26 protein-coding genes are annotated in these 25,288 nt (G+C 44.7%); 8 read left to right on the forward strand and 18 right to left on the reverse strand.

What is annotated here, in order from left to right; translation table 11 throughout:
- Positions 1 to 128 precede the first annotated feature (128 nt).
- The 4 genes from KXD93_RS26605 to KXD93_RS26620 form a co-directional block, all read right to left on the reverse strand.
- On the reverse strand, positions 129 to 2,675 hold the full coding sequence (locus tag KXD93_RS26605; protein WP_258140573.1) for a TonB-dependent receptor: 2,547 nt from the start codon (positions 2,673 to 2,675) through the stop codon (positions 129 to 131).
- 209 nt (positions 2,676 to 2,884) lie between these two features.
- The gene (locus KXD93_RS26610; protein WP_258140574.1) at positions 2,885 to 3,373 is read right to left on the reverse strand and encodes a TlpA family protein disulfide reductase; all 489 of its coding nucleotides are present in this window, start codon (positions 3,371 to 3,373) and stop codon (positions 2,885 to 2,887) included.
- Positions 3,374 to 3,416: 43 nt separating this feature from the next.
- Positions 3,417 to 4,433, reverse strand: a complete 1,017-nt coding sequence (locus KXD93_RS26615; protein ID WP_258140575.1) for a Gfo/Idh/MocA family oxidoreductase — start codon at positions 4,431 to 4,433, stop codon at positions 3,417 to 3,419.
- Positions 4,434 to 4,578: 145 nt separating this feature from the next.
- Entirely contained in the window at positions 4,579 to 7,008 is a 2,430-nt protein-coding gene (locus KXD93_RS26620; RefSeq protein ID WP_258140576.1) for a zinc-dependent metalloprotease, read from the reverse strand.
- A gap of 189 nt (positions 7,009 to 7,197) precedes the next feature.
- Between KXD93_RS26620 and KXD93_RS26625 the strand changes: the two genes are divergently transcribed.
- Positions 7,198 to 7,617, forward strand: coding sequence for a response regulator (locus KXD93_RS26625; protein ID WP_258140577.1), 420 nt, complete (start codon positions 7,198 to 7,200; stop codon positions 7,615 to 7,617).
- Here KXD93_RS26625 and KXD93_RS26630 read toward each other — a convergent pair.
- Positions 7,614 to 8,384 carry an MBL fold metallo-hydrolase gene (locus KXD93_RS26630; RefSeq protein ID WP_258140578.1) on the reverse strand — a complete coding sequence of 257 codons (771 nt, stop codon included), beginning with the start codon at positions 8,382 to 8,384 and terminating at the stop codon, positions 7,614 to 7,616. The genes KXD93_RS26625 and KXD93_RS26630 overlap by 4 nt on opposite strands.
- Before the next feature lie 252 nt (positions 8,385 to 8,636).
- Here KXD93_RS26630 and recJ point away from each other — a divergent pair, with 252 nt between their 5' ends.
- The 3 genes from recJ (at position 8,637) to KXD93_RS26645 (ending at position 12,957) form a co-directional block, all read left to right on the forward strand.
- Positions 8,637 to 10,340: a single-stranded-DNA-specific exonuclease RecJ gene (gene recJ, locus KXD93_RS26635; RefSeq protein WP_258140579.1), complete on the forward strand. Its 1,704-nt coding sequence runs from the start codon at positions 8,637 to 8,639 to the stop codon at positions 10,338 to 10,340.
- Positions 10,341 to 10,580: 240 nt separating this feature from the next.
- Positions 10,581 to 11,348: an LPS export ABC transporter ATP-binding protein gene (gene lptB, locus KXD93_RS26640; RefSeq protein ID WP_258140580.1), complete on the forward strand. Its 768-nt coding sequence runs from the start codon at positions 10,581 to 10,583 to the stop codon at positions 11,346 to 11,348.
- An 88-nt stretch (positions 11,349 to 11,436) separates the two neighbouring features.
- Positions 11,437 to 12,957, forward strand: coding sequence for a GH3 auxin-responsive promoter family protein (locus KXD93_RS26645; protein ID WP_258140581.1), 1,521 nt, complete (start codon positions 11,437 to 11,439; stop codon positions 12,955 to 12,957).
- Between the two features lie 21 nt (positions 12,958 to 12,978).
- Here KXD93_RS26645 and KXD93_RS26650 read toward each other — a convergent pair whose 3' ends face one another.
- From KXD93_RS26650 to KXD93_RS26660, 3 genes are all read right to left on the reverse strand, one after another.
- Entirely contained in the window at positions 12,979 to 13,185 is a 207-nt protein-coding gene (locus tag KXD93_RS26650) for a hypothetical protein (protein ID WP_258140582.1), read from the reverse strand.
- Positions 13,182 to 13,619, reverse strand: a complete 438-nt coding sequence (locus tag KXD93_RS26655; protein ID WP_258140583.1) for a PIN domain-containing protein — start codon at positions 13,617 to 13,619, stop codon at positions 13,182 to 13,184. Before KXD93_RS26655 ends, KXD93_RS26650 begins: the two co-directional genes overlap by 4 nt.
- A 164-nt stretch (positions 13,620 to 13,783) precedes the next feature.
- Positions 13,784 to 14,272: a YtxH domain-containing protein gene (locus KXD93_RS26660; RefSeq protein WP_258140585.1), complete on the reverse strand. Its 489-nt coding sequence runs from the start codon at positions 14,270 to 14,272 to the stop codon at positions 13,784 to 13,786.
- A gap of 443 nt (positions 14,273 to 14,715) precedes the next feature.
- On the opposite strand from KXD93_RS26660, the gene KXD93_RS26665 reads away from it, so the two are divergent.
- Positions 14,716 to 15,111 carry a hypothetical protein gene (locus KXD93_RS26665; protein WP_258140586.1) on the forward strand — a complete coding sequence of 132 codons (396 nt, stop codon included), beginning with the start codon at positions 14,716 to 14,718 and terminating at the stop codon, positions 15,109 to 15,111.
- Positions 15,112 to 15,121: 10 nt separating this feature from the next.
- Positions 15,122 to 15,529, forward strand: a complete 408-nt coding sequence (locus KXD93_RS26670) for a hypothetical protein (protein WP_258140587.1) — start codon at positions 15,122 to 15,124, stop codon at positions 15,527 to 15,529.
- Here the strand turns inward: KXD93_RS26670 and KXD93_RS26675 are convergent, their stop codons facing one another.
- The gene (locus KXD93_RS26675; RefSeq protein WP_258140588.1) at positions 15,530 to 16,024 is read right to left on the reverse strand and encodes a GNAT family N-acetyltransferase; all 495 of its coding nucleotides are present in this window, start codon (positions 16,022 to 16,024) and stop codon (positions 15,530 to 15,532) included.
- Positions 16,025 to 16,876, reverse strand: a complete 852-nt coding sequence (gene folP / locus KXD93_RS26680) for a dihydropteroate synthase (RefSeq protein ID WP_258140589.1) — start codon at positions 16,874 to 16,876, stop codon at positions 16,025 to 16,027.
- A gap of 88 nt (positions 16,877 to 16,964) precedes the next feature.
- On the opposite strand from folP, the gene KXD93_RS26685 reads away from it, so the two are divergent.
- Together KXD93_RS26685 and KXD93_RS26690 are read left to right on the forward strand one after the other, a co-directional pair.
- Positions 16,965 to 18,122 carry a BT_3928 family protein gene (locus KXD93_RS26685; protein WP_258140590.1) on the forward strand — a complete coding sequence of 386 codons (1,158 nt, stop codon included), beginning with the start codon at positions 16,965 to 16,967 and terminating at the stop codon, positions 18,120 to 18,122.
- Between the two features lie 45 nt (positions 18,123 to 18,167).
- A complete protein-coding gene (locus KXD93_RS26690) occupies positions 18,168 to 18,695 on the forward strand; it encodes a shikimate kinase (RefSeq protein ID WP_258140591.1) in 528 nt (175 codons plus the stop codon).
- 160 nt (positions 18,696 to 18,855) lie between these two features.
- Here KXD93_RS26690 and KXD93_RS26695 read toward each other — a convergent pair whose 3' ends face one another.
- The 8 genes from KXD93_RS26695 to creD all read right to left on the reverse strand — a co-directional run bounded on the left by KXD93_RS26695 (position 18,856) and on the right by creD (position 25,277).
- Positions 18,856 to 19,365: a phosphoribosyltransferase family protein gene (locus KXD93_RS26695; RefSeq protein ID WP_258140592.1), complete on the reverse strand. Its 510-nt coding sequence runs from the start codon at positions 19,363 to 19,365 to the stop codon at positions 18,856 to 18,858.
- A gap of 119 nt (positions 19,366 to 19,484) precedes the next feature.
- Positions 19,485 to 19,883 carry a hypothetical protein gene (locus KXD93_RS26700; RefSeq protein WP_258140708.1) on the reverse strand — a complete coding sequence of 133 codons (399 nt, stop codon included), beginning with the start codon at positions 19,881 to 19,883 and terminating at the stop codon, positions 19,485 to 19,487.
- A gap of 171 nt (positions 19,884 to 20,054) precedes the next feature.
- Positions 20,055 to 21,458: a 23S rRNA (uracil(1939)-C(5))-methyltransferase RlmD gene (gene rlmD / locus KXD93_RS26705; protein ID WP_258140593.1), complete on the reverse strand. Its 1,404-nt coding sequence runs from the start codon at positions 21,456 to 21,458 to the stop codon at positions 20,055 to 20,057.
- Between the two features lie 588 nt (positions 21,459 to 22,046).
- On the reverse strand, positions 22,047 to 22,241 hold the full coding sequence (locus KXD93_RS26710) for a hypothetical protein (RefSeq protein WP_258140594.1): 195 nt from the start codon (positions 22,239 to 22,241) through the stop codon (positions 22,047 to 22,049).
- Between the two features lie 50 nt (positions 22,242 to 22,291).
- Positions 22,292 to 22,666, reverse strand: coding sequence for a hypothetical protein (locus tag KXD93_RS26715; RefSeq protein ID WP_258140595.1), 375 nt, complete (start codon positions 22,664 to 22,666; stop codon positions 22,292 to 22,294).
- A gap of 74 nt (positions 22,667 to 22,740) precedes the next feature.
- Positions 22,741 to 23,103 (reverse strand): hypothetical protein, encoded by a 363-nt coding sequence (locus tag KXD93_RS26720; protein WP_258140596.1) that lies wholly within the window; start codon positions 23,101 to 23,103, stop codon positions 22,741 to 22,743.
- A gap of 12 nt (positions 23,104 to 23,115) precedes the next feature.
- A complete protein-coding gene (locus KXD93_RS26725; RefSeq protein ID WP_258140597.1) occupies positions 23,116 to 23,847 on the reverse strand; it encodes a ferritin family protein in 732 nt (243 codons plus the stop codon).
- Positions 23,848 to 23,927: 80 nt separating this feature from the next.
- On the reverse strand, positions 23,928 to 25,277 hold the full coding sequence (gene creD / locus KXD93_RS26730) for a cell envelope integrity protein CreD (protein WP_258140598.1): 1,350 nt from the start codon (positions 25,275 to 25,277) through the stop codon (positions 23,928 to 23,930).
- Between the last annotated feature and the right edge of the window lie 11 nt (positions 25,278 to 25,288).

The raw sequence follows: 25,288 nt of genomic DNA on the forward strand, positions 1-25,288 counted from the left end.
TCCCGACACCTTAAGATACAAAAAACGGAGTAGAAAACTAAATTCTATACCCCGTTTGTCCTAATTGGACTTTTTCAGTGCCCTCCATCACAGCGGGTCTTTCGTTTTGTAGGTAGATAGAAAATATTTTATCCTTTCCCTTTCACACCTCCGGCTGCAGGAGTTCCGCCATTTCCGCTGGCTGGGGCAGCACCTCCGCCATTTTCATCAGGCATACTGTCCTGCTGATCCTGCTGGTTGTTGTCCTTTTTCTCCTTGCGTTTTTGCGGGATGCCGTTGTTGCCAAAGCGGTACGACAGCGTGAAGATAGCCGTGCGGGTTGAAAACCTGCGCTCGCTAACCTGTGAGCTGGTAAAGTATGGGGTATTGTAATTAATGTCGGACCTGAACTTGCGGGTGTTAAATATGTCACGCACGTTGGCACTGATGTTCAGCGTTTTGGTGAGGTCGTACTTAACGCCGCCGTCAACGCCGTACATGGCGCGCATTTTTCCCTGGGGAATTACTTGCGGCCCCTGGTAGTCGGCACGAATCTGGAAGCCAAGCGGTTTAATAGGTTTGATGTTGGCGGTGATATTGCCATTCCATGCGTAACCGCTGGTGGCGGCAAGGTTCAGCGCGGCGTCACCGTCAATGTGGCGGTAATAGATATTCACGTTGCCGGTTAAATCAAGCAATGCGCTTGGGCTCACCTTGGCAATCAGCTCATATCCTGCATTTGAAGCCGACTTTAAATTCTCGAAAGTGGTGATCGTCGTATCCAAATTAGTAGGGCTAAGCGGCGTGGTAATGCGCTGGATGTTATCATTCGTCAGCCTATAATACACCGATGAGGTGAGCGTTACGCTTTTCCAGTAGTTAATATAGCTCAATTCGAACGAGTGGGTGTCTTCTGGTCTCAAATCCGGGTTACCCTGCTGGTAATTCAAACGGTCGCTTTCGTCAATAAACGGCGATAGCTGCCTGTCGCGCGGACGTGATACACGGCGGCTGTAACTTAATTGTAAAGTTTGATTTTCTGAAAGCTTGTCGGTTAAAAATACGCTTGGGTAAAGGCGCACATAATCTTGTTTATGCGGCACATTAACACTGTCGATAAGCGAGGTACGGATGTGAGCGTCCTCCAGCCTTAAACCCACCTGTAAGCCGAAATTGCCAAACTGGTGCTGGTAATTGGTATAGGCGGCGTTTACGTTTTCCTTGTAAATAAAGCGGTTGCTCAGGTACGGGTTATAATCGTATCCGCCGGTATTGTTTAGCGTGTCTGATACGAAGTTGTTGTCGCTGTTATTGATGGTGCTGCGTACACCTGCCTCCAGTTTGCCATTGGTAAGCGGCAGGGTGTAATCAGCCTGGATATTCCAGTTTTTACCAGTGCCGGTGGTGGTGTTATGCTGATCGGTGCGGGTGTTTAGTGGCGGGCCGTAGTCGAGATACTCACTGAACAGGTCGTCGAAATTGTTGTTCTTATCGGTGCCGTAGTTAACGTTTGCGGTAAGTTCTTCGCCCTTCTTTTTGTATTTGTGATCAAAATCCACATTGAAATCAAGATTGGTACCGCTGCCGCTTGATAAGTTGTTTTGGTTGATCTGTTGCAGGATACTTCCGTTCTGATTGGTAATGGTACTTCCGCTTTGGTTGCGGTCACGGTCGCGGATATTGACATTGGTTGAGAAGCCCAGGGTTGTTTTAGGATCCAGGTTGATATCGATACCGCCGCGAATATTTTGCCCGGTAAAGGTAAATTGCTGGTTTTGGGTTTGATTTTGTGTTTGGGTTAACGAGTCGGCGATGGTGCTTTTGTTGGTAAAGCCGTCGCCGATCCGGGTGCCCTTGCGGTAGCTGTAGTTACCGTAAATATTTATCTTGCTGTTTTGATAAGCAAGCGCAAAGTTGCCGTTATAGGTGCTTTGTGTACCTACCGACGCACTTGCCGAACCTGTAAAGCCCTTCTGCACATTCTTTTTTAGTACGATATTGATAATGCCCGATTGCCCCTCCGCATCGTATTTTGACGACGGGTTGGTAATTACCTCGATGGTTTCGATAGAGCTGGCGGGGATGGATTGCAGGATGTCCGCAATATTTCCGCCTGTTAATGCCGATGGTTTGCCGTTGATCAATACCCGCACACTGCTCGATCCGCGGAGGCTCAAATTACCATCCACATCAACCTGCACAGATGGCACATTAGCCAGCAGGTCGGTAGCGGAACCACCCTGGCTCACCAGGCTCTGCTCCACGTTGAACGACTTTTTGTCGATCCCCAGTTGGATCTGGCTTTTTTGCGCGGTTATCACTACTTCTTTCAGCACGCCCTTGCCCTGGCGCAGTTTGATATCGCCCAGGTTGATCACCTGTTTTGCCGGGGTAACGTTGATGCTATCCTTTAAAAAGGATAAATAGCTCACATAGGTTGCGCGCAATTGGTACTGGCCGTTGTCGATACCGGTTAATGAGAAGTTGCCCTGCAGATCGGTCTGCATGCTTTTTATAGGGTGATTATCTGATTTACGAACAAGAGATACGGTAGCCAGCTCCAGCGGTTGGCTATTCACCGCGTCCACAAGCCTGCCTGATATGGTACCGCCAGCCGGGGTTTGCTGTGCCTTTAAACTGATAAAAGAAAATATGCAAAGCGAAAAAAAGATCGTTTTTATTACATTTTGATTCATCCCGCAAAAATCACTTTTTTAGATTTTATACAGCAATAAAGCATGTAACTATGTTGATATGAACGGTGCATTTTTGGAGGATTGGATGAAAACTGGTGTAAATGTTACACTTATGTGAAAAATTGCAGAAATAACAATGCCTCCTTTTTGAACCCGATGACTATTTTAACCCGGAGTTCACAAAGGAGGCACAGAAAAATATAATCAGCTTACAGCTTCTTCACATCAGTAACCAATTCTTCAACTCTTGGCGGCTTCTCGTAGTACTTAAACGGCTTGCCGCTTTTGTCGTAAATAGCGATGTATGGGGTAGTTGCAACGTGGTAATATTTCTGAACCACTAAGGAATATCCCTCAGTGCCCACTTTAAAATTAGGAAATTTCTTCAGGTCGTAATCGCGGTAAAAAACCTGTGAAGCTTTTAATGGCTGAGCAAAAGTTATCATCACTACCTGCACGTTCTTAAAGTCCTTCATGTAAGGCTTCATCTCGAACATCAGGTGCTGGCAATGGCTGCAATCCGGCGAAAAATAAATGATCATGGTGGCCTTGTTCTTCTTAAGGTTGGCCGGGGTTTCGTAAACGCTGTCGGTAGTTAATATTTTATAAGGGGGAATGGTTGGCGGCGGGGTAAATGTTTGTGCACGGGTGCAGCTAACCACTGCGATAAAGCCTAACAGGAATAATATTTTTTTCATTGTATTTAATTGCAGATTAATCGGGGACATATATACGATATTTTTACGCTTCAAGCAATTCTAATTGCCAGGCGATATGTTCTTCCGTTACCGGATATAACGCATTATCGCGGACTGTATGATAAACGGTTTCAAATAAAGTATTATAGCCACCCCTTAGCGGTTTTAGCCATTCGCTCTCTCTTTTGTTGTCAGGCCCCATAATTACCAGTTCGCCATCGCTGCCTTCGGGTTCCAGTCCATAAGCCGGATCGTTCGGCATCATCCCTTTGTCAAGCTCGGTTTCCTGGGTATCGCGGCGGTCCTTAACAAAGCTGCCCAGCGTGCCATAAATGGCAAAGGCGGGCATCACCTCGGCCATCAACAGGCCTGCGGTTAAATATACATTCAGTTGGTTTGGGTAGAGGAGGTGATAATGAAAATAATCCGGTACTTCCGAGTTCTCCCGGTAAATACCTGTAGTCTTTGTGAAGCTTAACGGCTTGCCAAACAGGGCGATGGCATTGTCTATCAGGTGGGGCCCGAGGTCATAAACCAACCCATTTGCCGCCGCTGCCTTTGATTCCTTAAATGCCTTCGGACTCAAGGCTGTTTTATACCTGTCCATCCGCATGTGTACCTCTATAAGCTGGCCAAGCCTACCGCCTTCAATTACTTCCTTTACGAGCAGGAAGCCGCTGTCGTAACGGCGGTTTTGGTACAGCATCAGGTGCAGATTTTTCTCACGCGCCAGGTCATACATGATCTTTACCTCCGCGCCTGTTGCTGCCGCAGGTTTTTCAAGCAATACGTGTTTACCGGCGTTAAGCGCCCTGATTGTAAAATCGAAATGCGTATCGTTGGGGGTGTTAACAATCACAAGCTCGATCTCGTCGTCAGCCAGCAATTCATCTATCGAGTTATAGCTGATCACATCCGGGTATATTGCGGCGGCTTTTTTCTCATGCCGCTCCACCACAGCTTTAAATTTAAATTCGGGTTTAGTACCCAAAAACGGTGCATGAAATATTCTGCCCGACATTCCGTAGGCCATCAGGCCTGTTACTATTGGTTTTGACATAGGTTTTGTATAGAAATATGTCATTACGATTCAATTCGTGAACTCTGCTAACGGTAATGCAAAGTTCGCGGTTGCTTCGTTCATCGCAATGACAAGTGGGTTTAATTTTTTCAATCCGCACATTCGCACATCCATCATTCGCACATCAATCCTCTCCAATCGGGCTGCCATCCGGCATTACCACGGGTGTTGCCGGTTTAAACTGCGCCGGGTCCTTTTCAAAAGCTTCGATCTGCGAAAGGCCAAATGTAAGGTTTGCCTTATAAGCCGTACCCTCGCCCGCCAAACGCAGGTGGATGATCAACCATGATTTCAGGCCGTCAACTTCCATCAGCGCAATCCCGCGCACGCTTTCGGCCGCATGGTTATCGGTTGCCAAAGTTAACAACTGCTTCAATGTTAAATTGTTCACCATGCGCTGCAATTCGCCTTTGTAACCGGCAAGCTGCGGCGTTTTCCATGTTTGGGCAATCAGTTTATCTATCACCGGGATCAACCCTGGTTGACTATTATCTCTTGAATTATATTCAACCAGCCTTGCGGCACGCTGTGGCTGCAGCATAAATTGCAGGGTAGTGGCGGCGGCTCCTTCAGCAGCAGCCATTGGATCGAATGTTAAGCCGGTTCGCGATTTAAACAGCTCGCGGGTGCGCGGGTAACCGGGCGGCCTCGGCGGGATTTTTTCAATCAATGCTTCAGGCAATGCCAGCGCATCCGGGCTTACCGAACGCATCAATGCATTAAAAGCCTTCCACTGCTCGGCAGCTGGAATAAACCGCGTAGTAGGCTGGCCGTCGTTTTTAAGGGCATAGGTGTAATAAACGCCACCCAGCATTTTTGAAGCGGCTTCCACCTGGTAGCGGTGCAATAAATATATCGGTACCAATGGTTCCTCTATGGTGGCCATTGGCGCATCCTGGCGAATAGCTTTTTCTGAAAAATTATCTAATAATTTCCTGCGGATGTCGAGCAGGCGGTTGAGTTCATCGGCGGCGTTTGTGCCGTTGTCCCACAGGTGGGCGAGGGGATGGGCTCCGCTTGCCGGGCGTGCGTCCTCGTCTGTTATATACACCTGTCCCTGTTTCAGGGTTTCGGCTAAAATTCCTTTTAAAGCCTCATCCTCGTTTGTCCCGGCCGGGAAGTCCTGGTAGCCGTATAAAATGGCGCGCTTGTCCCAGGTGCCAATTTCTGTGGTATAAGCGTTGGACAGGTCGACAGTTCCCTCGGCATTTAAAGTAAACGCAGGTGGTGGGTAATCCATAACCGAAGCACGTTTATTGGTGCTGGCAGCAAAGTTATGTTGTAAACCAAGCGTGTGCCCAACTTCATGTGCTGCCAACTGGTGCAGGCGGGCGATGGCCATTTTTAACATTTTATCGCTGCTGGGTTTACCATCTTCGTAAGGTTGCAAAAGTCCCTCGGCAATTAAAAAGTCCTGCCTGTCGCGCAGCGAGCCTAATGATACCTGCCCCTTGATGATCTCGCCCGTGCGCGGGTCATTGATCGACTCGCCGTACGACCAGCCCCTCGTCGACCTATGGATCCACTGGATCATATTATAGCGGATGTCCATCGGGTCGGCATCTTCCGGCAACAATTTCACCTGGAACGCATCCTTATAACCCGCAGCCTCAAATGCCTGGTTCCACCATGCTGCGCCCTCCATCAGGGCGGTGCGTACAGGTTCAGGTGCGCCGCGGTCAACATAGTAAATAATAGGTTTTACCGCCTCGCTCATGGCAGCAGTTGGATCCTTTTTTTGCAGGCGATGCCGGGTAAGCATATGTTTTACTATCGGCTGATCTATCGGCGTAGCGTAATCCATATAGCTCAGATCATAAAAACCAGAACGCGGATCAAACTTGCGGATCTTATAACCATCATCGGGCAGCTTAATAAACGATTGGTGCATCCTCACCGTAACAGAATTAGGATCGGGCGTTACAGAGCTGATCTCTGCACCCTTTGCTTTTCCTGTAATAGTGATAGTCGCTTCAAATTCCGAATTCTCAGGGAAGCTTTTGGTATTAGGTAAATAGATTGCCGAGCGCGTTTCGTCTAAACTATAGCCGCCCTGGTCGCTGTTCCCCAGCTTGTCGGCCAAATGGTGGCTATCGCGCAGCAAAAACGGTGTGAAATCTATCAAAACCTTGTCACCATCCCGGGCCTCAACTTTAAATCCCCAGATAACCGATTGTGCAAACGCCTCTTCTACCGATTTTCGCTCATCGGCGTTATTGCTCACCGCACGGTAGGTGTAATTAGGCTGCATCAGCATAACTTTTGGCCCGCTTTTTATAAATTTTACGATGCGGCTGTCGCCAATTTGCCCACGGTCTAACCCTAAATCGTTTGATCCTACTCCGGAAGGTAGCGAATTCACATATAAAAATTCGGTATTAAATTTATCCACCTCCAGCAGGATCTTGCCTGTTGCTTCATCCCAATAAAAATTAAAATACCCGGTGTACTTTGTAAGACCTTTTGTTGCCGACTGAATGTCAGCGGTTTTCTGGGCTTTTGCTATGGTTGTCAGGTTAACTATCAGTAAAAAAAGCAAGGAGATTTTTTTCATGGACGGGCTATTGGAATGTTCAGCCTAAAGTATTAATTTTAATCAATATTACCCAATCAAGCCCTCGATTGAGCAATTGAACCTAATAATTACCGTTTAACTTTTATCATAGTTTTCTTAAATTATTCGTAAAAGGAATATAACCTTTTAAATTTTTGTTGCGTATAAAGCATATCATAATTTAGTTATATGGAGTTTAATAGCAGATCTGTTAGTATTTTACTTGTTGATGATGATGAAATAAATAACTTCATTTCCATCAAGCTGATAAAGAAGGCGCTCTCGAATACCGAGATCATGGCTTGCCTTAACGGTAAATATGCTATTGATCAGTTAGTGGAATTGCAGAAGGAGTCGCCGGAGAGATTGCCTGATTATATCCTGCTGGATATAAACATGCCGATAATGAATGGTTGGGAATTCCTGGATGAGTTTAAGCGCCTCAACCTTGATCCGCTGGGCAAATGCAAAATTTATATCATCTCGTCTTCTGTATTCAGTAACGACATCAACAAGGCACGTTCGTATCCACTTGTTAAGGATTTTATTTCAAAACCATTAAACGTTGAAAAGATAGTTGAACTTTTTAAAGTTGAAGATCCGGCTTAAGCAGGGATAACCTTAAAATGTTCGTCGTTATAAACTACCTTACCAACGCATAAGGATTTTGCGTGATAAAATAAGCAGGTCCAACCCTGTGCTGCCGCTATTTTGCCATATTCTTCCCTAAGCTGCATCGCCTTCCGCCCGTCATAATCATATTTTGCTATAAATTTCCTGATCAATTGTTCAGGTTCAGGCAACTCGTCGCCGCCAAAAAAACATTTATCGCCATTGTTTTCCATCCAGATCACCATGTGATAAGGAGCATGTCCGCCCGACAGTTCATAACGGATTCCCGGTTTAAATTCGCCGCTGCCCTCAACAAGGGTTAGTTTAATATTGCCTTGCAACGCCTCGAAAATTTCCTTATGGTAGGATGATGAAGCGCCGGACAAGCCTGTTTCCCATTCCCGCTTCTGAATCACATGCTCTGCATTTGGAAAGCTTGGTACTAATTTACCGCCGCGCTCTACCACTAAACCGCCGGAATGATCATAATGCAGGTGCGACATGATCACCAATGTTACTTCCTCCGGGTCAAACCCTGCGTTGCGGATGTGCTGGTGGATAAACAATTCGTCGCGGGTATCTTTGTAACCAAGGCCGGTGTCTAAAAGTATCAGGTCGGTATCAGTTTGAACCAAAAACGGATTTACATGGATGAAAAGCGAAGCCGGCCTGTCCTTAGGGCTATCAATTTCAGGGTTAAAAGGGATGAACTTTTTAGTAGCATCAACAGAATAAGAGCCCTCGGCTAAGGTGAATATTTTCATTTGTATATGATATAAATGATCCACTCTTGTCATTGCGAGCGATAGCGTGGCAACCTCGTCGCCCTGCATTTTCGCCCTGTATAGCTACGAGGTTGCTTCGTCGTACCTCCTCGCAATGACAATGTGAGTTTGTATAATATGTGTAGATAAAGTGTGGATTTAACGTTATGATTTTTTTTCCTAATCTCTAACCTCTTGTCTCTAATCTCTAAACCTAATCCCTATCTTTATCGTTTTTTAAGCTACAAAGATATGAATAAACGGTGGGCAGTGCTGCCAGATGTTGATCAGGATGAAGTAAAGAATTTAGCTGCCGCATTAAATATTGATCCGATTTTAAGTACACTGCTGATCCACAGGGGGATTAAGGATTTTGACGAGGCAAAGCTGTTTTTCAGGCCTGACGAGCGCCACCTGCACGACCCGTTTTTAATGGCTGGCATGGAGCAGGCTGTCCTGCGGATAGAAGCTGCAATGGAAGCCGGGGAAAAGATTTTAATTTATGGTGATTATGATGTGGATGGCACTACTGCCGTATCATTGGTTTACAGCTTCTTCAAAAAATATTACGATAATTTAGAATATTACATTCCCGACCGTTACCTGGAGGGTTATGGCATCTCCACAAAGGGGATCGATTATGCTGCTGACAATAATTTCAAGCTGATCATTGCGCTGGATTGCGGCATTAAGTCGGTTGATAAAATTGCTTATGCTAACACAAAGGGCGTTGATTTTATCATTTGCGATCACCACCTGCCGGGCGAGGAACTACCCGCCGCCGTTGCCATCCTCGATCCAAAACAGGCCCATTGTGAATATCCCTTTAAGGAACTTTCCGGCTGCGGCATTGGCTTTAAGCTGATCCAGGCTTATGCCGAAAAAAATGATATCCCGTTTAGCGAAGTGAATTGCTACCTGGACCTGGTGGCCATCAGTATTGCTTGTGACATTGTACACATAACCGGCGAGAACCGCGTGCTCGCCCATTTGGGATTGGCTAAAATAAATAGTAACCCCTGCATGGGCGTTAAAACCCTGATGGAAGTTGCAGGGCGGGGAACGTTCTACACCATATCCGATGTGGTGTTTTTGCTTGGGCCGCGCATTAACGCTGCCGGGCGAATTGATGACGCCAAACATGCGGTTGAACTGCTGATAGCGGCAGAAGAACACATCGCTAAGGATAAAAGCGAAATGATTAATGTTAGGAATACCGAACGTAAGGGCCACGATGTATCCATAACCGATGAAGCTTTGGGGATGATTGACAACGATGACGCACTGATCGCCAGGAAATCCACCGTGTTATTTAACGAAAACTGGCATAAGGGCGTTATCGGTATCGTTGCTTCGCGCTTAACCGAAAAATATTACCGGCCAACAATTGTGCTTACACGTTCCAATGGTCATGTGGCCGGTTCGGCGCGTTCTGTTTTGGGATATGATCTGTATGAAGCCCTTTGCGGGTGCAGCGATCTGTTGATCCAGTTTGGCGGACACAGGTATGCAGCAGGCTTAACCATGCTGCCCGAAAACGTGGAAGCCTTTTCGGCAAAGTTTGAGGAAGTGGTATCGGCAACAATAAAACCTGAACAATTGATCCAGCAGATACAGATTGACGCAGAATTACGTTTAAGCCAGGTAGAACCGAAGTTTTTTCGCATCCTGAACCAGTTTGCACCCTTTGGGCCCGAGAATATGGCGCCGGTTTTCATAAGTAAAAATGTGTATGTTAGCGGTTATGCAAATATGGTGGGCGCTAATCACATAAAAATGACTGTAATGCAGGAAGATTCGGCTATGTTTGATTGCATTGCATTTAACCAGGGCGAACACCTGCCCCAATTGTTAAAAAACATACCATTTGATATGTGTTACACCATTGAGGAAAACGTTTGGAAGGAAAAAAGAACGATACAGTTGAATGTGAAGGGGATTCGGTTTAGTGATTAGAGGCTAGAGATCAGAGGTTAGGGAAAAGTAGATAGACGATGGTCCATAGTCCATGGAAAGAAAGTTCATAGTTGATGGTTCATAGCTCATGGTAGGAAGAGTCAATAGACGATGGTCCATAGTCCATGGAAAACGAGTCTTAAATTATAAAGAATCAGATAATACTCTAATCAGGCAAATCATGGTTCAGAAACAAAATCGGTGAAATCAAACAAAAATCGGTGAAATCCAATAAATAAAGTGAACTTAAGAGCAGAAAATCTATTAAAAAAATATAAGCAGCGTACGGTTGTAAACGATGTAAGCTTCAACGTGTCGCAGGGCGAGATCGTAGGTTTGCTGGGGCCTAACGGGGCGGGTAAAACTACGTCGTTTTACATGATTGTGGGATTAATAAAGCCTAATGAGGGGAAGATCTTTTTAGATGATGTTGACATTACCGGCGATGCCATGTACCGCCGTGCCCAAAAGGGGATAGGTTACCTGGCGCAGGAGGCGTCCATCTTCAGAAAGCTTTCTGTCGAGGATAATATAAAGGCCGTTTTGGAAATGGGTACCATGCCAAAGGATCGCCAGAAGGATAAGCTGGAAGAATTGATAGACGAGTTTAGCTTGCATAAAGTACGCCGTAATCGTGGCGATTTACTGTCGGGCGGTGAGCGCAGGCGTACCGAAATTGCCCGTGCACTTGCTGCCGAGCCTAATTTTATTTTACTGGATGAGCCTTTTGCTGGTGTGGATCCTATCGCTGTGGAAGAAATTCAAACCATGGTGGCTAAACTAAAAACCCGCAATATCGGCATCCTGATAACCGACCACAACGTACAGGAAACGCTTTCCATTACAGATCGCGCCTACCTGCTTTTTGAAGGCAAGCTGCTGGAATCGGGCGTACCCGAAGTGCTGGCCAATAACGAAATGGTGCGTAAGGTGTACCTCGGCTCGAATTTTGTTTTAAAAAGAAAAGTTTTCAATTTTGATAAGCCTGCGGCAGAGATTAGAGAATAGAGGCTAGAGATTAGGAGGAAAAAGCACAGGGTTTTATCTAATATATTCAATCACTAATTCACTAAATCACAAATTCACCACTCACCACATGACCCTTTTTAACTCCGTTTTTACCTGGTTCATGAAAAAGCGCATCCACCAGATCGAGCTTTTTATGAAATACCCAAATGAGGTACAGGAGGAGTGGTTTGAGCAACTCATCTCGGGTGCGGAGAAAACCGAGTGGGGCCGTAAGTACGGTTATAAATCCATTACTCATTTAGAACAGTTTAAGGAGCGGGTTCCCATCCAGAACTACGATACGCTGAAGCCCTATATCGAGCGGATGTTGAAGGGGGAGCAAAATGTGCTTTGGCCCTCGGAGATCCGGTGGTTCGCCAAATCATCGGGCACCACCAGCGACAGGAGTAAATTCATCCCGGTAAGTGAGGAATCATTAGAGGAATGCCACTTTAAGGGCGGCAAGGACCTGCTTACCATCTATTTTAACAACGTTCCCAATGCCCGCATGTTTACGGGGAAAATCCTTACCCTTGGCGGCAGCTACCAGGTGAGTGAGCTAAGCGCTGATACTTCCTTTGGCGATCTTTCGGCTGTGCTGATGAAAAATTTGCCCCTTTGGGCCGAGCTACACCGCACCCCGCACATGGACATTGCCCTGCTGGATAACTTTGAAGAGAAGATTGAGAAAATGGCATACGCCACCAAAGATGTGAATGTAACCAGCCTGAGCGGCGTGCCTACCTGGAATATTTTATTATTTAAACGTATTCTTGAGATCACCGGCAAAAAGAACCTGCTGGAGGTATGGCCCAACCTGGAGCTTTATTTTCACGGCGCAGTAAACTTTACACCCTATCGCGAGCAATTTAAAAAGCTGATCCCGAGCGATAATATGTATTACCTGGAAAATTACAATGCATCCGAAGGCTTCTTCGGCATTCAGGATACCCGCGAGCCAGGCGAAATGCTGCTGATGCTGGACTATGGAATATTTTACGAGTTTTTACCGCTGGAGCATTTACACGACGAAAACCCGCAAACATTGACGCTGGATGAGGTAGAACTTGATAAAAACTATGCGCTCATCATCAGTACCAATGCGGGTTTATGGCGATACATGATAGGCGATACCATTAAGTTTACATCCCTTTCACCATTCCGCATCCAGGTAACCGGGCGTACAAAACATTTCATCAATGCCTTTGGCGAGGAACTGATCATAGATAATGCCGAGCGTGCATTGGATGAAGCCTGTCAGCAAACCGGCGCCATTATCCGCGATTATACCGCAGCCCCCATATACTTTAACGGCGACGAATGCGGCGCTCACGAATGGGTAATTGAATTTGAAAAGAAACCCGCCGAGTTTGAGCGGTTTATTGACATTTTAGATGAAACCCTGCGCCGCGTAAACTCCGACTACGATGCCAAGCGGTTTAAAGACCTGGCCCTGCGCCGCCCGATAGTACACCGCGCCCCTGAAGGAACCTTCTTTAACTGGATGAAAGAGAAAGGTAAGCTGGGTGGTCAGCATAAAGTACCGAGGCTTGCCAATAACAGGGAGTATATTGATGAGGTGTTGAGGGTGATGGAGTTGGTGGGGTAGAGGATTATTAGAAAATATTTGCTAAGAACTTTTCTTCCTGCCAGCCATAGCTTTAGAACTTATCTCATTTACCCCAAGATCTCCAAAAAGATTTTTTTGCCATGTAGTGTAATCAAATGGATCCCTGTTAAGCAGGGTAATAAAGCGTTCTGCGTCAACTTCTCCCAGGGCGTCAAGTAATGCGCCCAATCCTTTCTGTTTTACTTCTGTATCAGTTATCGTTGTCATAATTCTTCAACTACTTGTATAAATTCAACAGGGCTAAGTACTTTAATTTCATTGATGCCTTGCGTTTTCTTATGAATCAAATCGTCTGTGGTTAAAAAATATTCACATTTCGCTTCTACTGCACAAGCTAAGTGCAGCGCGTCCTTTGATTTAATCCCTTGTTTTACAAATGTAAGGGCTTTCGATATAATATCCTTATTTTCTATTACATCAATAATTGAGAGCCCTTTCCATTTTTCAATGGTATACTTTCTCTCAGCAAATGGATTGGCATCGTTTTCAAAATCAAGTATATATGACCAAGCTAACTCTAATCTCCTTTCTCTGATTAATAATTGGACATATAGCTTTGCATCGGTTTCTAACTTTACCCGAATACTCGATTGATTATCAAATGGTCTGTTAAAACAACAGTTATCTAGGTAGATACGCATATTTCAAATATAACTAACGTTGTCAATAGCACAAGAAAATATCTAAGATACCGTACTGAATCCATGAGTAAAAAGGGCAAACTTGGCGGTCGGCGCGTCTGGCCAATGACAGGGAATATATTGATGAGGTGTTGAGGGTAATGGAGTTGGTGGGGTAGAGTTGATTATTTCTCCCCTTTTATCTTCTCAATAGCCATTTTCCACTTATCCCTGTTATAAACAACAAACTTTTCTTCGTTGCCGTTGGTTGTTTGGATCTCCAAACCTCTATTGATCACCCCGAACAGGTTGTAGAAACTTACTCCCCTGATGCCATCAATGGTAATTTGAAGCTCGTGATTTTGGGCGTTGAATTTATGGGACTTGAAATACAGCTTATCATTTAACAGGTATAATTTGCCACCAACCGCTTCACCATTTAAAAAATGATTTGCACCGCCGACAAATATTATCGATTCATCGCTATTGATGGCGATATTGGTTTGCCTTTGAATGATTTTGGAAGATGAAAAGAAATATACTGTAGCTGCAAAAAGTAAACCTGCAACTGCCCCGCTTATAGTGCCAATCAGCAACCCCTGCTGCAGTACAAAATATGCACCTATAAAAATCACAAGGATGCCACCCGGAATTATTGCATTTTTTCTTTTCATAACTTTTTTCTATAACGCTTGTTGTTTTACGTAAATGTAATGATTTGACGGATGTGACGCCAAATAGTTACAAAATTTATCTTGTAATCTGTGAAATTTTAGGGGGGGAATGGGATGACCCGTAGGGTCTACCTCTTTGTAGAAAATATAGAAGTAAATATTTTGCCTCTTAGAGGCTACCCTTTGTCGGCACAATGTAAGCGGGATAAGCTTGGGACCAAAGTTTATTGAAAATACAACAACATATAATGTAAAAGGGTAGCCTCTACGAGGCAATAGAAGTCGTATCGGGATTTCTACAAAGAGGTAGACCCTACGGGTCAAGCGTTGGGATTGTGGTGCTTATAGAAAAGTACAGCGAAATAAAATACCAGTCATTTATTATTTATAACCTGCTGTAGCGTTGTTAATTATATCGCCGTAATAACAATAAATAAACCGGCGTGAAAATATTTTTATTTATTATCTGCATATCAGCGAGTATTGCCGGCTGTAAAAAGGGCAACCTTATTCCAGCCGGATTAACCGGCACATGGGAATTGAGGCATTATTCGGGCACCATTGCCGGGGTTGATAAGGATGTGCCTGCAGGGAATGGTACTTTGATGCAATTTAAGTCGGACGGCACCTACGCAAGCTTCACCGACTCCAAACAGAATTCGCAGGGGCCTTATAAAATTATAAGGAACAATATAACCGTTGGGGATAAAAAATACGATGGTTTATACCTTAATGGCGGAACTATAGGTAGTTTTATATATTTAAAATCAGATACTTTAACCATTGGAGATACTTTTCCTGATGGTGTGACATCCTTATATGTCAGGCAACAATTATAATTTAACGACTATGAAAAGAATTGCATTTGTTTTATTTGTTGCTTTGATAGCTGCAGGATGTAGAAAGGATAAAATAATTAAGAAAACAACCCCCGCCACCAGCACCGCGTTATTCGCGAAATGGGAACTGTGGTACCAGGATGGCGGTCTGCAGCCGGGGATATATTTTGCGCCGGGTAGTGGCAACATTGTGCAGTTTAATGCTGATAGTACCTATGTTTTTTATCAAAAGGCTGTAGTTATAAAACAGGGGACCTTTCATATCCAGGAAAATGCGTACTCGCTTGGCGCTGGCAAGGTGGCGTATATTTACTTTGATCACAGCACTACAAGTGAGCCGCTCCAACTTAAAAAAGATACCCTGATAATTGGTACCAATATCGCAGATGGGCTGCTATCAATTTATTTAAAGAAGTGATCAGGATTGACCTGTTTTAGCGCGTAAGGTTTTAATATCGTCCCAGCAGATCCAATGCGGGTTTAAATGCACGCCGCCGTATTTTAGGTAAAAGGCCTGGAAAGGGTTGTCGGGTTCAATTCCAACGCAAAGGCTTTGCACATTATGGGTAGCTAACCAGCTTAACAGGTTTTTCAGTAAAAGCGTACCAGCACCACTACGCTGCCGGTCCCGCAAAACATAAAACGACTGGATCTTTGCATCCTTATCATACCTGCCTGTTAAATGGCCGGCTATGTACCCGATTATTTGATCGTCAATAACAGCTTTGTAAACTACGCGCTCCGGTTTCGCGCTTGCCGGGGATAATTCCTTAAAATAGGTGTTCCAGCGGTAAAGGCGGGTGTCATAATCAATCGCAACTTCTTCATTTTTTTCAAATGATCGTAGTTTGCTTTCAATCTCTACGTTGGTGAGCGCTTCAATATCCGCTATGGTCGCAATTAGAATTTTCATCTATTTACACCTTTCCCAAATCATAATTGCTTCAACGGCTTCCTTAACATCATGTACGCGCAATATATTGGCTCCTTTTGTGAGGGCGATGGTATTTAATGCTGTGGTTCCGTTCAATGCATCGGCAGACTTACCGCCGGTTACCTTGTAAATTATGCTTTTGCGGGAAATGCCAACCAATACCGGCAATCCCAACATGTCAAAATCCTGCAAACGGCTCATTAAAGCGTAACCCTGCTCCGGCGTTTTTGCAAACCCAAAACCGGGATCGATCACTACATCATGTACGCCCAACTGCTTTAATTGGTAGTACCTGCTAGTAAAGTAATCATACACTTCTCCAAAAATATCTTCATAATCCGTAAGCTGCTGCATGTTTTGCGGGTTTCCCCTCATGTGCATTAAAATATAAGGCACCTGCAAGCGGGCAACAGTGGCAAACATATCAGCATCCAACTGCCCGCCGCTGATATCATTAATAAGATGTGCGCCTGCTCTGATCGCTGCCTCCGCAACCTGCGAACGGAATGTATCGATAGACAAAACAGCTTGAGGGAGGCTATTCACTATCGCCTCAATCACGGGCAGCAACCGGTCGGTTTCTTCCTGTATGGAAATATCGTCCGCGCCGGGGCGTGAGGAATAGGCGCCAAGGTCTAAAAAATCAGCGCCTTCAGTAAGCATTTTTTCTGCCTGTTGTAAGGCGTCGTCGACACCTTGCTTGCGGCTGCCCGCATAAAACGAATCCGGCGTGAGGTTGATAATGCCCATCACTTTCGGCTTACTTAAATCAATAAGTTTCCCGCCTGCATTCAGCGTTACCTTTTTACGAAAAGATGTATCTTTAGCCATTCTAAAAGTTGAAAGCGTTGTAAACGTTGTGAGGGTTAAAATTGCTTAACCTTTTCAACAACTACAACTTTTGCAACACTTATAACAAATGAAAAACAAAACATCACCCCTGGTATGGGCTGCCCGCATTTTGGTTGGCCTGCTTTTTATATTTTCCGGCCTTGTTAAAATAAACGACCCGCTTGGCTTCTCGTACAAGCTGGAAGAATATTTCGAAGTATTCCATATGACGTTTTTGAGCGGCCTTGCGCTTACCATAGCCATAGCGTTATGCGCGCTTGAAATTATCCTGGGTTTTGCTTTGCTGATAGGGGTACGGGCGGTATCGGTTGCATGGGGACTACTGCTGCTGATCATCTTTTTTGCCTTTTTAACCTTTTACTCGGCAGCTTTCCATGTAGTGGAAACCTGCGGATGTTTTGGCGATGCCATTCCGTTAACGCCATGGCAGTCGTTTAGTAAGGATCTGGTTTTATTGTTGTTGATATTGGTGCTGTTTCGCAACCGTCGCAATATCGAGCCGCTATTCAGCCCTAAAACCGGAGATAATTTGCTGATTGCTGCTACTGTTCTGTCAGTTGGCTTTGGTTTATACACTTATAATTTTTCACCTGTTGTTGATTTTCTGCCGTATAAAATCGGCGCTAACCTGCTTGATGAAATGAAAACCCCGCCGGGTGCAAAGCCGGATGAGTTTGAGCTTACCTATAACCTGAAAAATAAAAAGACGGGTGAAGCCAAAACCATGACCAACACCGACTACATCAAAACCAATATCTGGAAGGATAATAATTGGGAGGTTGTCGGGCAGCCGGAAAGCCGGCTGGTGAAGAAGGGTTTTACCCCGCTCATCCGTGATCTTGCCATCCAGGATGCACAAGGGAATGATTACACAAAGGAACTGCTGTCAAACCCATACACCAACGTCATCATCGTAGCCGATAATTTGGATAAAGCCGATGTGGAAGCAATAGACCGCCTGAATGCCATGGCCATAAACCTGGCGCAAAATTTTAATACACGTACAGTAATGCTTACCTCCAATTCGCACCAGTATACCGAAGCGTTCAGCAAGCAGCACCACTTAATGTTCGAGATTTTTTATGCCGATGGGGTGCCGCTGAAAACCATGGTACGTGCCAACCCGGGCATCCTGCTGATGAAGAACGGAATAGTGATCAACAAATGGCATTACCACTCCATGCCGAAATACGATGATTTGGTAAAGAAATATTTCCAGCAGTAAAGTAGTCCATGGGCCATAGTCGATGTTCCATAGTAAGAAAAAGTAATGAGTAATTCGGAAGATAAAGGTTTAGGTTTGATATTTTTGATTGGCTTTATGGGCTGCGGCAAAACTACGCTGGGACGTAAGCTGGCATCCCGGCTGGGTTATGAGTTTATGGACCTTGACCATATCCTGGAGGCACAAGCCGGCATGAGCATAGCCGAATATTTCAGCAGCTTTGGCGAGGATGCCTTTCGCAAGCTGGAATCGGAAGTATTAAAGCAAACCAAATACCCTGAACATGCGGTGATCTCAACTGGCGGAGGCTTACCCTGTTTTTTTGATAACATGGAATGGATCAACGCCCATGGTAGGTCCTTATACATCCAGCTCTCACCCAAAACCCTCGCCGACAGACTGGAACACGAAAAAGTTACCCGTCCCCTGCTGCGCGATAAACATGGCGATGCGCTGATTGCCTTTATTGGTGAAAAATTGCTAGAAAGGGAACCGTTCTACAAGCAGGCCACTGTTACTGCGAATGGTTTGAGTTTGACTGCTGAGAAGGTGGTGGAGATGCTGTTAGTATAAATTACAGTTTGTCATTGCGAACGAGGTACGAGTGAAGCAATCTCGTCGCCAATGCATTAACGCTATGCAAATTCTACACTTTTCTATTCGCCCTGTACAGCTACGAGTTTGCTTCGTCGCTGCGCTTCTCGCAATGACATAGTTTGATGATTTATTTATTCTACCTCAAATAAACCCCATCCTCTTTACCTTCCTCATCCAAAATAACATCCACAAACTCCTTCAATACGGTTGAAAGCGCCATGCCGGCATAATCGGTGGTCATCGGGAATTTTTTGTGGTTGCGATCTATCAACACGGCGGTGCGGAGTTTTTTCAGCGGTACATCGCGGAAAACGCCAAAGCCATAAGCTAATGTTTTGCCGCTGTTCAGTACGTCATCCACCAAAACAACTACCTTATTGCTGCAATCCTGCACATCGAAGTTGATCTTGGCCTTAAGGCTGGTGCTTTGCTTATCAAGCTCGATGCCTATAAAGGTGCTTTTAAAGGGCGCAATATTATCAAGAATGCCTTTTATCCGCCGGGCAATTTTATCGCCGCTGGGCAGGATGCCCGCTATCAGGATCTCTTCTTCCTCAAAATTATCCTCCAGGATCTGGTAGGCAATCCGGTCAATCTTCTGCTGAATTTGCTGCTGGTTTAATATAAGGAGGTGTTTGTCTGACATTGCTTTATTGTTGTGTTGAGCTATTGTTGTATTTCGGACTGTATTGTTTATTACGATTGCCTTTATAAAAGTAAAATTAAACCATTTAACAATACAACTCTATAACAATTCATCTATTATTATTTCACATACGGTACATAAACAAAATTCGCACCCTCGGGTACCACCACAAATACACACATATAATCGTGCGGGTTTTTATAGCTGTTGATAAACCGTTCCTTCAATACTTCCTTTATAACCCCTTTCTCAACAAACTCCTCGAGGGTGGATGCGTGGATGCTCCACTCAGTGTTAAGGTCGAAGCGGTCGAGGATCAATTCGCCTAAGGCTAATTCGTGCTGATGGGCTATAAAGATGGGATAGCTGGAAAGTCCCTCAACCATAATTTCAACCGCAACCTCGCGGATGGATTCATTGAAAAATTTCAGATCCTTTTCCAAACTCAACAGCGGACTTTCCTTTTGTACCCCCTCGTTGTTATCTCTATTTTCGTTTAAAAGTTCTTCCGGTTCCATATTATTATTTTTGATTGCACCGATTTCTTGATTCATTACACCGATTTTGACCGCTGATTTTACTGATTTAATTGATGACGCTGATTTCAAGTCTAATTTTAATCCTCACTATGGACTATCGACCATCGTCCATGGACCTTCTACCATGAACTATGAACCATCAACCATGCACTACCTCAATACCAACAGCACAACATTTTCCACATGCTGCGTATGCGGGAACATATCCACCGGCTGAATTTTTACCGTGTCGTATTTTTCCTTTAATACCAGCAGATCGCGGGCCTGTGTCGCGGCGTTGCAGCTTACATAGACAATTTTGGGCGCTTCAATTTCCATAAGGCGTGCCACCACATCCGGGTGCATGCCTGCGCGCGGCGGATCGGTGATGATCACATCCGGCTTGCCGTGTTCTGCTACAAAATCAGCAACCAGCACATCCTTCATATCGCCGGCAAAAAATTTGGTATTGGTGATGTTATTGATGGCTGAATTGATCTTCGCATCCTCAATAGCCGAGGGTACGTATTCAACTCCTACAACCTCGCGTACGCTACCTGCAATAAAATTGGCAATGGTGCCTGCGCCGGTGTATAAATCGTAAACCAGTTCATTGCCGGTAAAGCCTGCAAAGTCGCGGGTTATTTCGTATAGCTTTAATGCCTGGATGGAGTTGGTTTGATAAAACGACTTCGGCCCAATGCGGAACTTGATGCCATTCATTTCCTCGTGGATATATTCCGGTCCTTTAAAGGCAATTACTTCCTGGTCGAAAATAGTATCATTCTTTTTTTCGTTGAGGATGTAAAGCAGGGACGTGATCTCCGGGAAGTTACTGTCGATGTAGGTCATCAGCTTATTCACTTCTTCCTCCGTGGCGTAAGCAAAAACCACGATCACCATTACTTCGCCGGTTGATGAGGTGCGGATAATCAAATTCCGCAAAGCACCGGTATGCGCCTTCAAATCGTAAAAGGTATAGCCCTCGCGGATCACAAACTCACGGATGGTATTCCTTAAGGTATTTGATGGTTCGGCCTGTAACCAGCAATGGTTAACATCCAATATTTTATCAAAACGCCCGGGGATGTGAAAGCCCAGTGCATTCATGTTCAGTTCCTCGTTATCGCGACTCTCGCCATCATATAGCCAGCGCTTGTTGCTGAAGGTATATTCCAGCTTGTTGCGGTAATATTTGTCAGCAGGGGAGGGCACAATGGCATCCATGTCGCTTACATCTATCTTAGCCAGTCGTGTTAATGCATCGGCTACGGATTTTTGTTTGAATTTCAGCTGCGCTTCGTAGGTCATGTGCTGCCATTTACAGCCGCCGCAAGTGCCAAAGTGTTCGCAAAAAGGCTGGGTGCGGTATTCGGATGGTTTTTTGAGCTCAGTTATCCGGCCTTCACCGAAATTCTTTTTGCTGCGGTAAATCATTACGTCGGCAATATCACCGGGTACGGCCTTGTCAACAAACAGCACAAAATCATCGGCCTTACCTACACCTTTACCCTCTTCGGCAATGTCGATAATGGCAACATCTTCAAAAAACTTCTTTTTAGCAACTTGATTCATCAGGGTGCAAAGGTAGGGAAATGTTGATTAAAGTTGTAAGGGTTGTAGAGGTTCTAATTGTTGTAAGGGTCGGAATGTTTAACGGGAGAACGGGCAAAAAGCATCATAGTTGGCTGCGGTCAGCCAACGGCGAAAAGAATAAACTTACAGTCAAATAAACATATTCACTACCTCTTGCCAGAAATTATCCGGCTCATCGATGAATATATCGAACTGCTCATCTATCATGTCTGAAAATTCCAATAGCTCCCGACTCATAATAAATTGCCTTGAAATACAAATAAACTAAATTATATACCAAAAACCAAATTGGTATTGTGTAATTTAAACAATATTTTCGTTAAATTCTGTTAAAGTTTTAGGCGAGGGCTCCAGCTTATAAAACCAGGAGCCTGCGGCGATGCAAAAACAGGTGCAAAGCGTTAATCCGCCAAAACCTCTTGTTATGTTAAATGCATCGACCGGCGTTAGAATCACCATAAACGTTCCCATTGCCAACAAAATACCCGAAATGGATATTATCGTCAGGCGGGTGATCCGCTGTTTAAAATAGGTAACAGTTAATTGAATAATGATGAGAAATATTACCTAGGTTATAAACGAAAACAGGAGCTCAAAAACTAAGATCATCCCGTATTGATAGGCTGCTCTGTTTATCTGTTCATAAACACTGTCATTCAACACATTTCCCCCTGAATATGCGAGTATGGAAAACACCAACGGCGTAATAGCTACGCTGGTTAACCAAACTTTTAGACTGTATATGAATGATTTGAAAAGCATGACTATTGTATTTTGATTTTTATTAGATAAGTAATTGACGTTATAGCTTTCTATTTTCCCAAAATAAGGAACCGAGCCATTACGCTAAGAATTAAGAGGATCGGTAAGGCAAAGGAGAACCAATAGCCTAGGGCAAACAATCGATTCCTGAATAGCAGGCTGTTATTTTTATTAAATGATGTATCGACTATCCACCCTAAGGTGTAAAAAACATTCGCAATACAGATCATTATAAAATAAGCGAAACCCTGGAAGGCCATCTCAAAAATGGTTTCCTCAAATTCTTCATGTGGTGCAATAATTATGGGGCTAAGCACACAATAAAGTGCAAAGGCAATTATACCGGCGATAACAAGGCCCTTGTTATATTCTATTCTTTTATATAGCCACCACTGGCTTGATGTGGTTAATGTGTCTGTGTTCATGGTAATACTTTTTATTGTGTGTTGGCAAAATATTGCTTATCGTGCAGGCCCGCCCTGAATGACCGGCGAGGTTCTCATTCAAAATTTCGCCTCCTCTTCAATTCCATCAAACTATAAATCTTTCTTTCAACCGTTTTAAGTTCATCCCATTTTGGTCCCTTTTCTACGCCATGTTCTCTTTTCTCCACCAAAACCTTATCGCCCTTAATTGCGCAGTGGATGTAGCCGCGCTCATCGTCGAATGTGCCCAGGTAAACCCGGAAGTTGGTGGAGTCGGTAAGGTATTCGGCTTTCAGGTTGCCTACAAGGCCGGTGCTGTAAACTTCCACATACAGGTTACGGTCAGTGTTAAATGTGTAGCGGTAATTGTTTTTATCGCGGATCTTGATGTAACTGATCAGCAGCCCAATGCTTGCCAGGATTATGTATCGTTTCATATCGTTTTTGAATTAAATTAATTGCATTACCAGCGGACTGGTGATCTTTTTAATGGTTTTATTATACTTCAGGTACATTTTGTTCATGTAGCCTTCAAAAGTGTTGCCGCCTGCTTTGAATAGTCCGCTGTTGGCATACCATACCAACAGCGAGGTGCAGTAAAAAAAGCACTTGTAAACCGGCTTGCGCCAATTTTTGGAAAAGGCAGATTTGCTGTAATAGATGGCCGCCAGGTGCTCGGTTTGGTAAGTGATGTGATAGGCCTCATCTATCAAAATATCGGTGCAGATCTCCTTTAACAGCCCGCAGCCGGTAGCATCCTTAAGCGATTGGTAAAAGATCTGCGCCGTGCTTTCTACAACTATAACCGCTAGTGTCCATGACTCCATGCTGGTGTTCAGGTGCCTAACCCACCTGAACAGGCTGTCGCCCCAGTTCTTCTTAATGCGCGGCATGCTAATCCTGTCGAGGTAGGTTCCTAAATTATTACCATGCTTTTGTTCTTCCTTTATGAACAGCCTGGTGGCTTCCACAAATTCAGGTTCGCCGGTTTTGAGCGCGTATTTTTCTGCTGCGGCTATCAGCTGCCGGCCTTCGGATGTTTCACCCAATTGCCAGGCCTGCAGGGAATGCAATATGGTGGTAATTTCATTTTGGGTGATGTTGGGCTGCTGGTCCCAGTTGATCCGTTTTTGGAGGAGATTTGCCTTGAAATGCCCTATCCAGTAAGCGCTTGTATGCATGGTAGTTTATGTTGGAGTGTTTTCGGATTGAATTTAAACCCCTCTCCAAACAGGAGAGGAGTTGGGGTTTAGGTAGCTGTTTATTGTTTATCCCAATTGATCCTTCTTGAAAAATACATCAACATCCCGATAATGATAAATAAGGCCACGCTGCCCATCATCAGCGCAAAATCTTCCAGCTGGATAATCACGAATATGAACGTGTAGAAAACCGACAGGATAAAACCGAAAAGCAGCGCGGCATTCCTGTTCTTAAGCAAGGATCCGATAAACGTAGTGATCAAAACTACAGTTGCTACAGAGGCCAGCAGGTAAGCCGGGTTAAAGCCGATCTGTTCGGAAAACGATAGCAGCAGCGAATAGTAAATGATCATGGCTGCGCCTATCAGCAGGTAGTTAAAAGGATGGATCTTTTGCTTGCGGATGATCTCCGTTAGGAACAGCGAGATAAAAGTGAGCATAATGATCAATAAAGAATACTTGCTGGTACGCGTTGTTTTTTGATACTGGTCGACCGGGAGCAGCAGTTTTACACCGAATGATACATCAGCTTCCTTCTTTTCATTGCTGAGCAGGGTGTCATTTCCTAACCATTGCTGCGGATAGGGCCGGTTGTAATACAGCATTTTCCATTTTGCCAAAAATCCCTTGCTGTCCACATTGCGGGTATCGGGTAAATAGCGACCATCAAAGCTTGGGCTGGCCCAATCGCCTTTTGCTTCCACATCAGTTGTTTTACCCAGGGGTAAAAAGCTTAACTCCTGGCTGCCCTTCAAATCCAGTGAAAAATCAAACGGGATCTCGCCGGGCTTTACGGCTGATAAATTGATGTTTGCTTGCAGACCCGTAACAAATGGTGATTGTTCGTCAAAGATAGGTTCAGCCTGGCCCGATTGATCTGCCGCGTTTATGATAGGGTTGGTTTTCAGTCCCTTTAAATCCGAAATACTGAATGCCACCCGTGCTTTTTCGGGGATCAATTGATTGGGCTGTAAATTAAGCTTGTTGAGGTCGGCCTGCGTAAAATTTCCGGATACCTTTACTATCGTATTATACACCGCCACGTTAAAAATACCACGGTGCAGGATCTGTGTTTTCAAATCCGCTTTAATATGCAGGTTATCCGGCAGGACGTACAGGTTTTCAATCACGTCCTTTTCGGCATCCTGTTGTTTGTCGTTAACATATTTAACATGTTTTTTGTAGGGGATGACCAATACCGGCCCCTTTATCTCCTGGCTGCCCGACCATTTGTCCGCCACGTCTTGCATCATGACGTCCTGCCGGGAAGCGCGTTCATTGATCAGGCTTTCAACCAGCGACGAGGGGATCAGCAGCACCACGGTCAGAATGCCAATAAATGCGAGTTTAACAGTGACGGATTCTTTTAGCCAGTGCATGAATCCCTTTTTTTCTTCAATTTGTTCCATTGTGATTTTAT

This window comes from Mucilaginibacter phenanthrenivorans (genome assembly GCF_024721155.1).
GTDB lineage: Bacteria > Bacteroidota > Bacteroidia > Sphingobacteriales > Sphingobacteriaceae > Mucilaginibacter > Mucilaginibacter phenanthrenivorans.

Coding starts and splice junctions, on each gene's coding strand:
- KXD93_RS26605 (WP_258140573.1), bottom strand. CDS start 2,675: ATGAATCAAAATGTAATAAAAACGATCTTTTTTTCGCTTTGCATATTT.
- KXD93_RS26610 (WP_258140574.1), bottom strand. CDS start 3,373: ATGAAAAAAATATTATTCCTGTTAGGCTTTATCGCAGTGGTTAGCTGC.
- KXD93_RS26615 (WP_258140575.1), bottom strand. CDS start 4,433: ATGTCAAAACCAATAGTAACAGGCCTGATGGCCTACGGAATGTCGGGC.
- KXD93_RS26620 (WP_258140576.1), bottom strand. CDS start 7,008: ATGAAAAAAATCTCCTTGCTTTTTTTACTGATAGTTAACCTGACAACC.
- KXD93_RS26625 (WP_258140577.1), top strand. CDS start 7,198: ATGGAGTTTAATAGCAGATCTGTTAGTATTTTACTTGTTGATGATGAT.
- KXD93_RS26630 (WP_258140578.1), bottom strand. CDS start 8,384: ATGAAAATATTCACCTTAGCCGAGGGCTCTTATTCTGTTGATGCTACT.
- recJ (WP_258140579.1), top strand. CDS start 8,637: ATGAATAAACGGTGGGCAGTGCTGCCAGATGTTGATCAGGATGAAGTA.
- KXD93_RS26645 (WP_258140581.1), top strand. CDS start 11,437: ATGACCCTTTTTAACTCCGTTTTTACCTGGTTCATGAAAAAGCGCATC.
- KXD93_RS26650 (WP_258140582.1), bottom strand. CDS start 13,185: ATGACAACGATAACTGATACAGAAGTAAAACAGAAAGGATTGGGCGCA.
- KXD93_RS26655 (WP_258140583.1), bottom strand. CDS start 13,619: ATGCGTATCTACCTAGATAACTGTTGTTTTAACAGACCATTTGATAAT.
- KXD93_RS26660 (WP_258140585.1), bottom strand. CDS start 14,272: ATGAAAAGAAAAAATGCAATAATTCCGGGTGGCATCCTTGTGATTTTT.
- KXD93_RS26670 (WP_258140587.1), top strand. CDS start 15,122: ATGAAAAGAATTGCATTTGTTTTATTTGTTGCTTTGATAGCTGCAGGA.
- KXD93_RS26675 (WP_258140588.1), bottom strand. CDS start 16,024: ATGAAAATTCTAATTGCGACCATAGCGGATATTGAAGCGCTCACCAAC.
- folP (WP_258140589.1), bottom strand. CDS start 16,876: ATGGCTAAAGATACATCTTTTCGTAAAAAGGTAACGCTGAATGCAGGC.
- KXD93_RS26685 (WP_258140590.1), top strand. CDS start 16,965: ATGAAAAACAAAACATCACCCCTGGTATGGGCTGCCCGCATTTTGGTT.
- KXD93_RS26690 (WP_258140591.1), top strand. CDS start 18,168: ATGAGTAATTCGGAAGATAAAGGTTTAGGTTTGATATTTTTGATTGGC.
- KXD93_RS26695 (WP_258140592.1), bottom strand. CDS start 19,365: ATGTCAGACAAACACCTCCTTATATTAAACCAGCAGCAAATTCAGCAG.
- KXD93_RS26700 (WP_258140708.1), bottom strand. CDS start 19,883: ATGGAACCGGAAGAACTTTTAAACGAAAATAGAGATAACAACGAGGGG.
- rlmD (WP_258140593.1), bottom strand. CDS start 21,458: ATGAATCAAGTTGCTAAAAAGAAGTTTTTTGAAGATGTTGCCATTATC.
- KXD93_RS26710 (WP_258140594.1), bottom strand. CDS start 22,241: ATGCTTTTCAAATCATTCATATACAGTCTAAAAGTTTGGTTAACCAGC.
- KXD93_RS26715 (WP_258140595.1), bottom strand. CDS start 22,666: ATGAACACAGACACATTAACCACATCAAGCCAGTGGTGGCTATATAAA.
- KXD93_RS26720 (WP_258140596.1), bottom strand. CDS start 23,103: ATGAAACGATACATAATCCTGGCAAGCATTGGGCTGCTGATCAGTTAC.
- KXD93_RS26725 (WP_258140597.1), bottom strand. CDS start 23,847: ATGCATACAAGCGCTTACTGGATAGGGCATTTCAAGGCAAATCTCCTC.
- creD (WP_258140598.1), bottom strand. CDS start 25,277: ATGGAACAAATTGAAGAAAAAAAGGGATTCATGCACTGGCTAAAAGAA.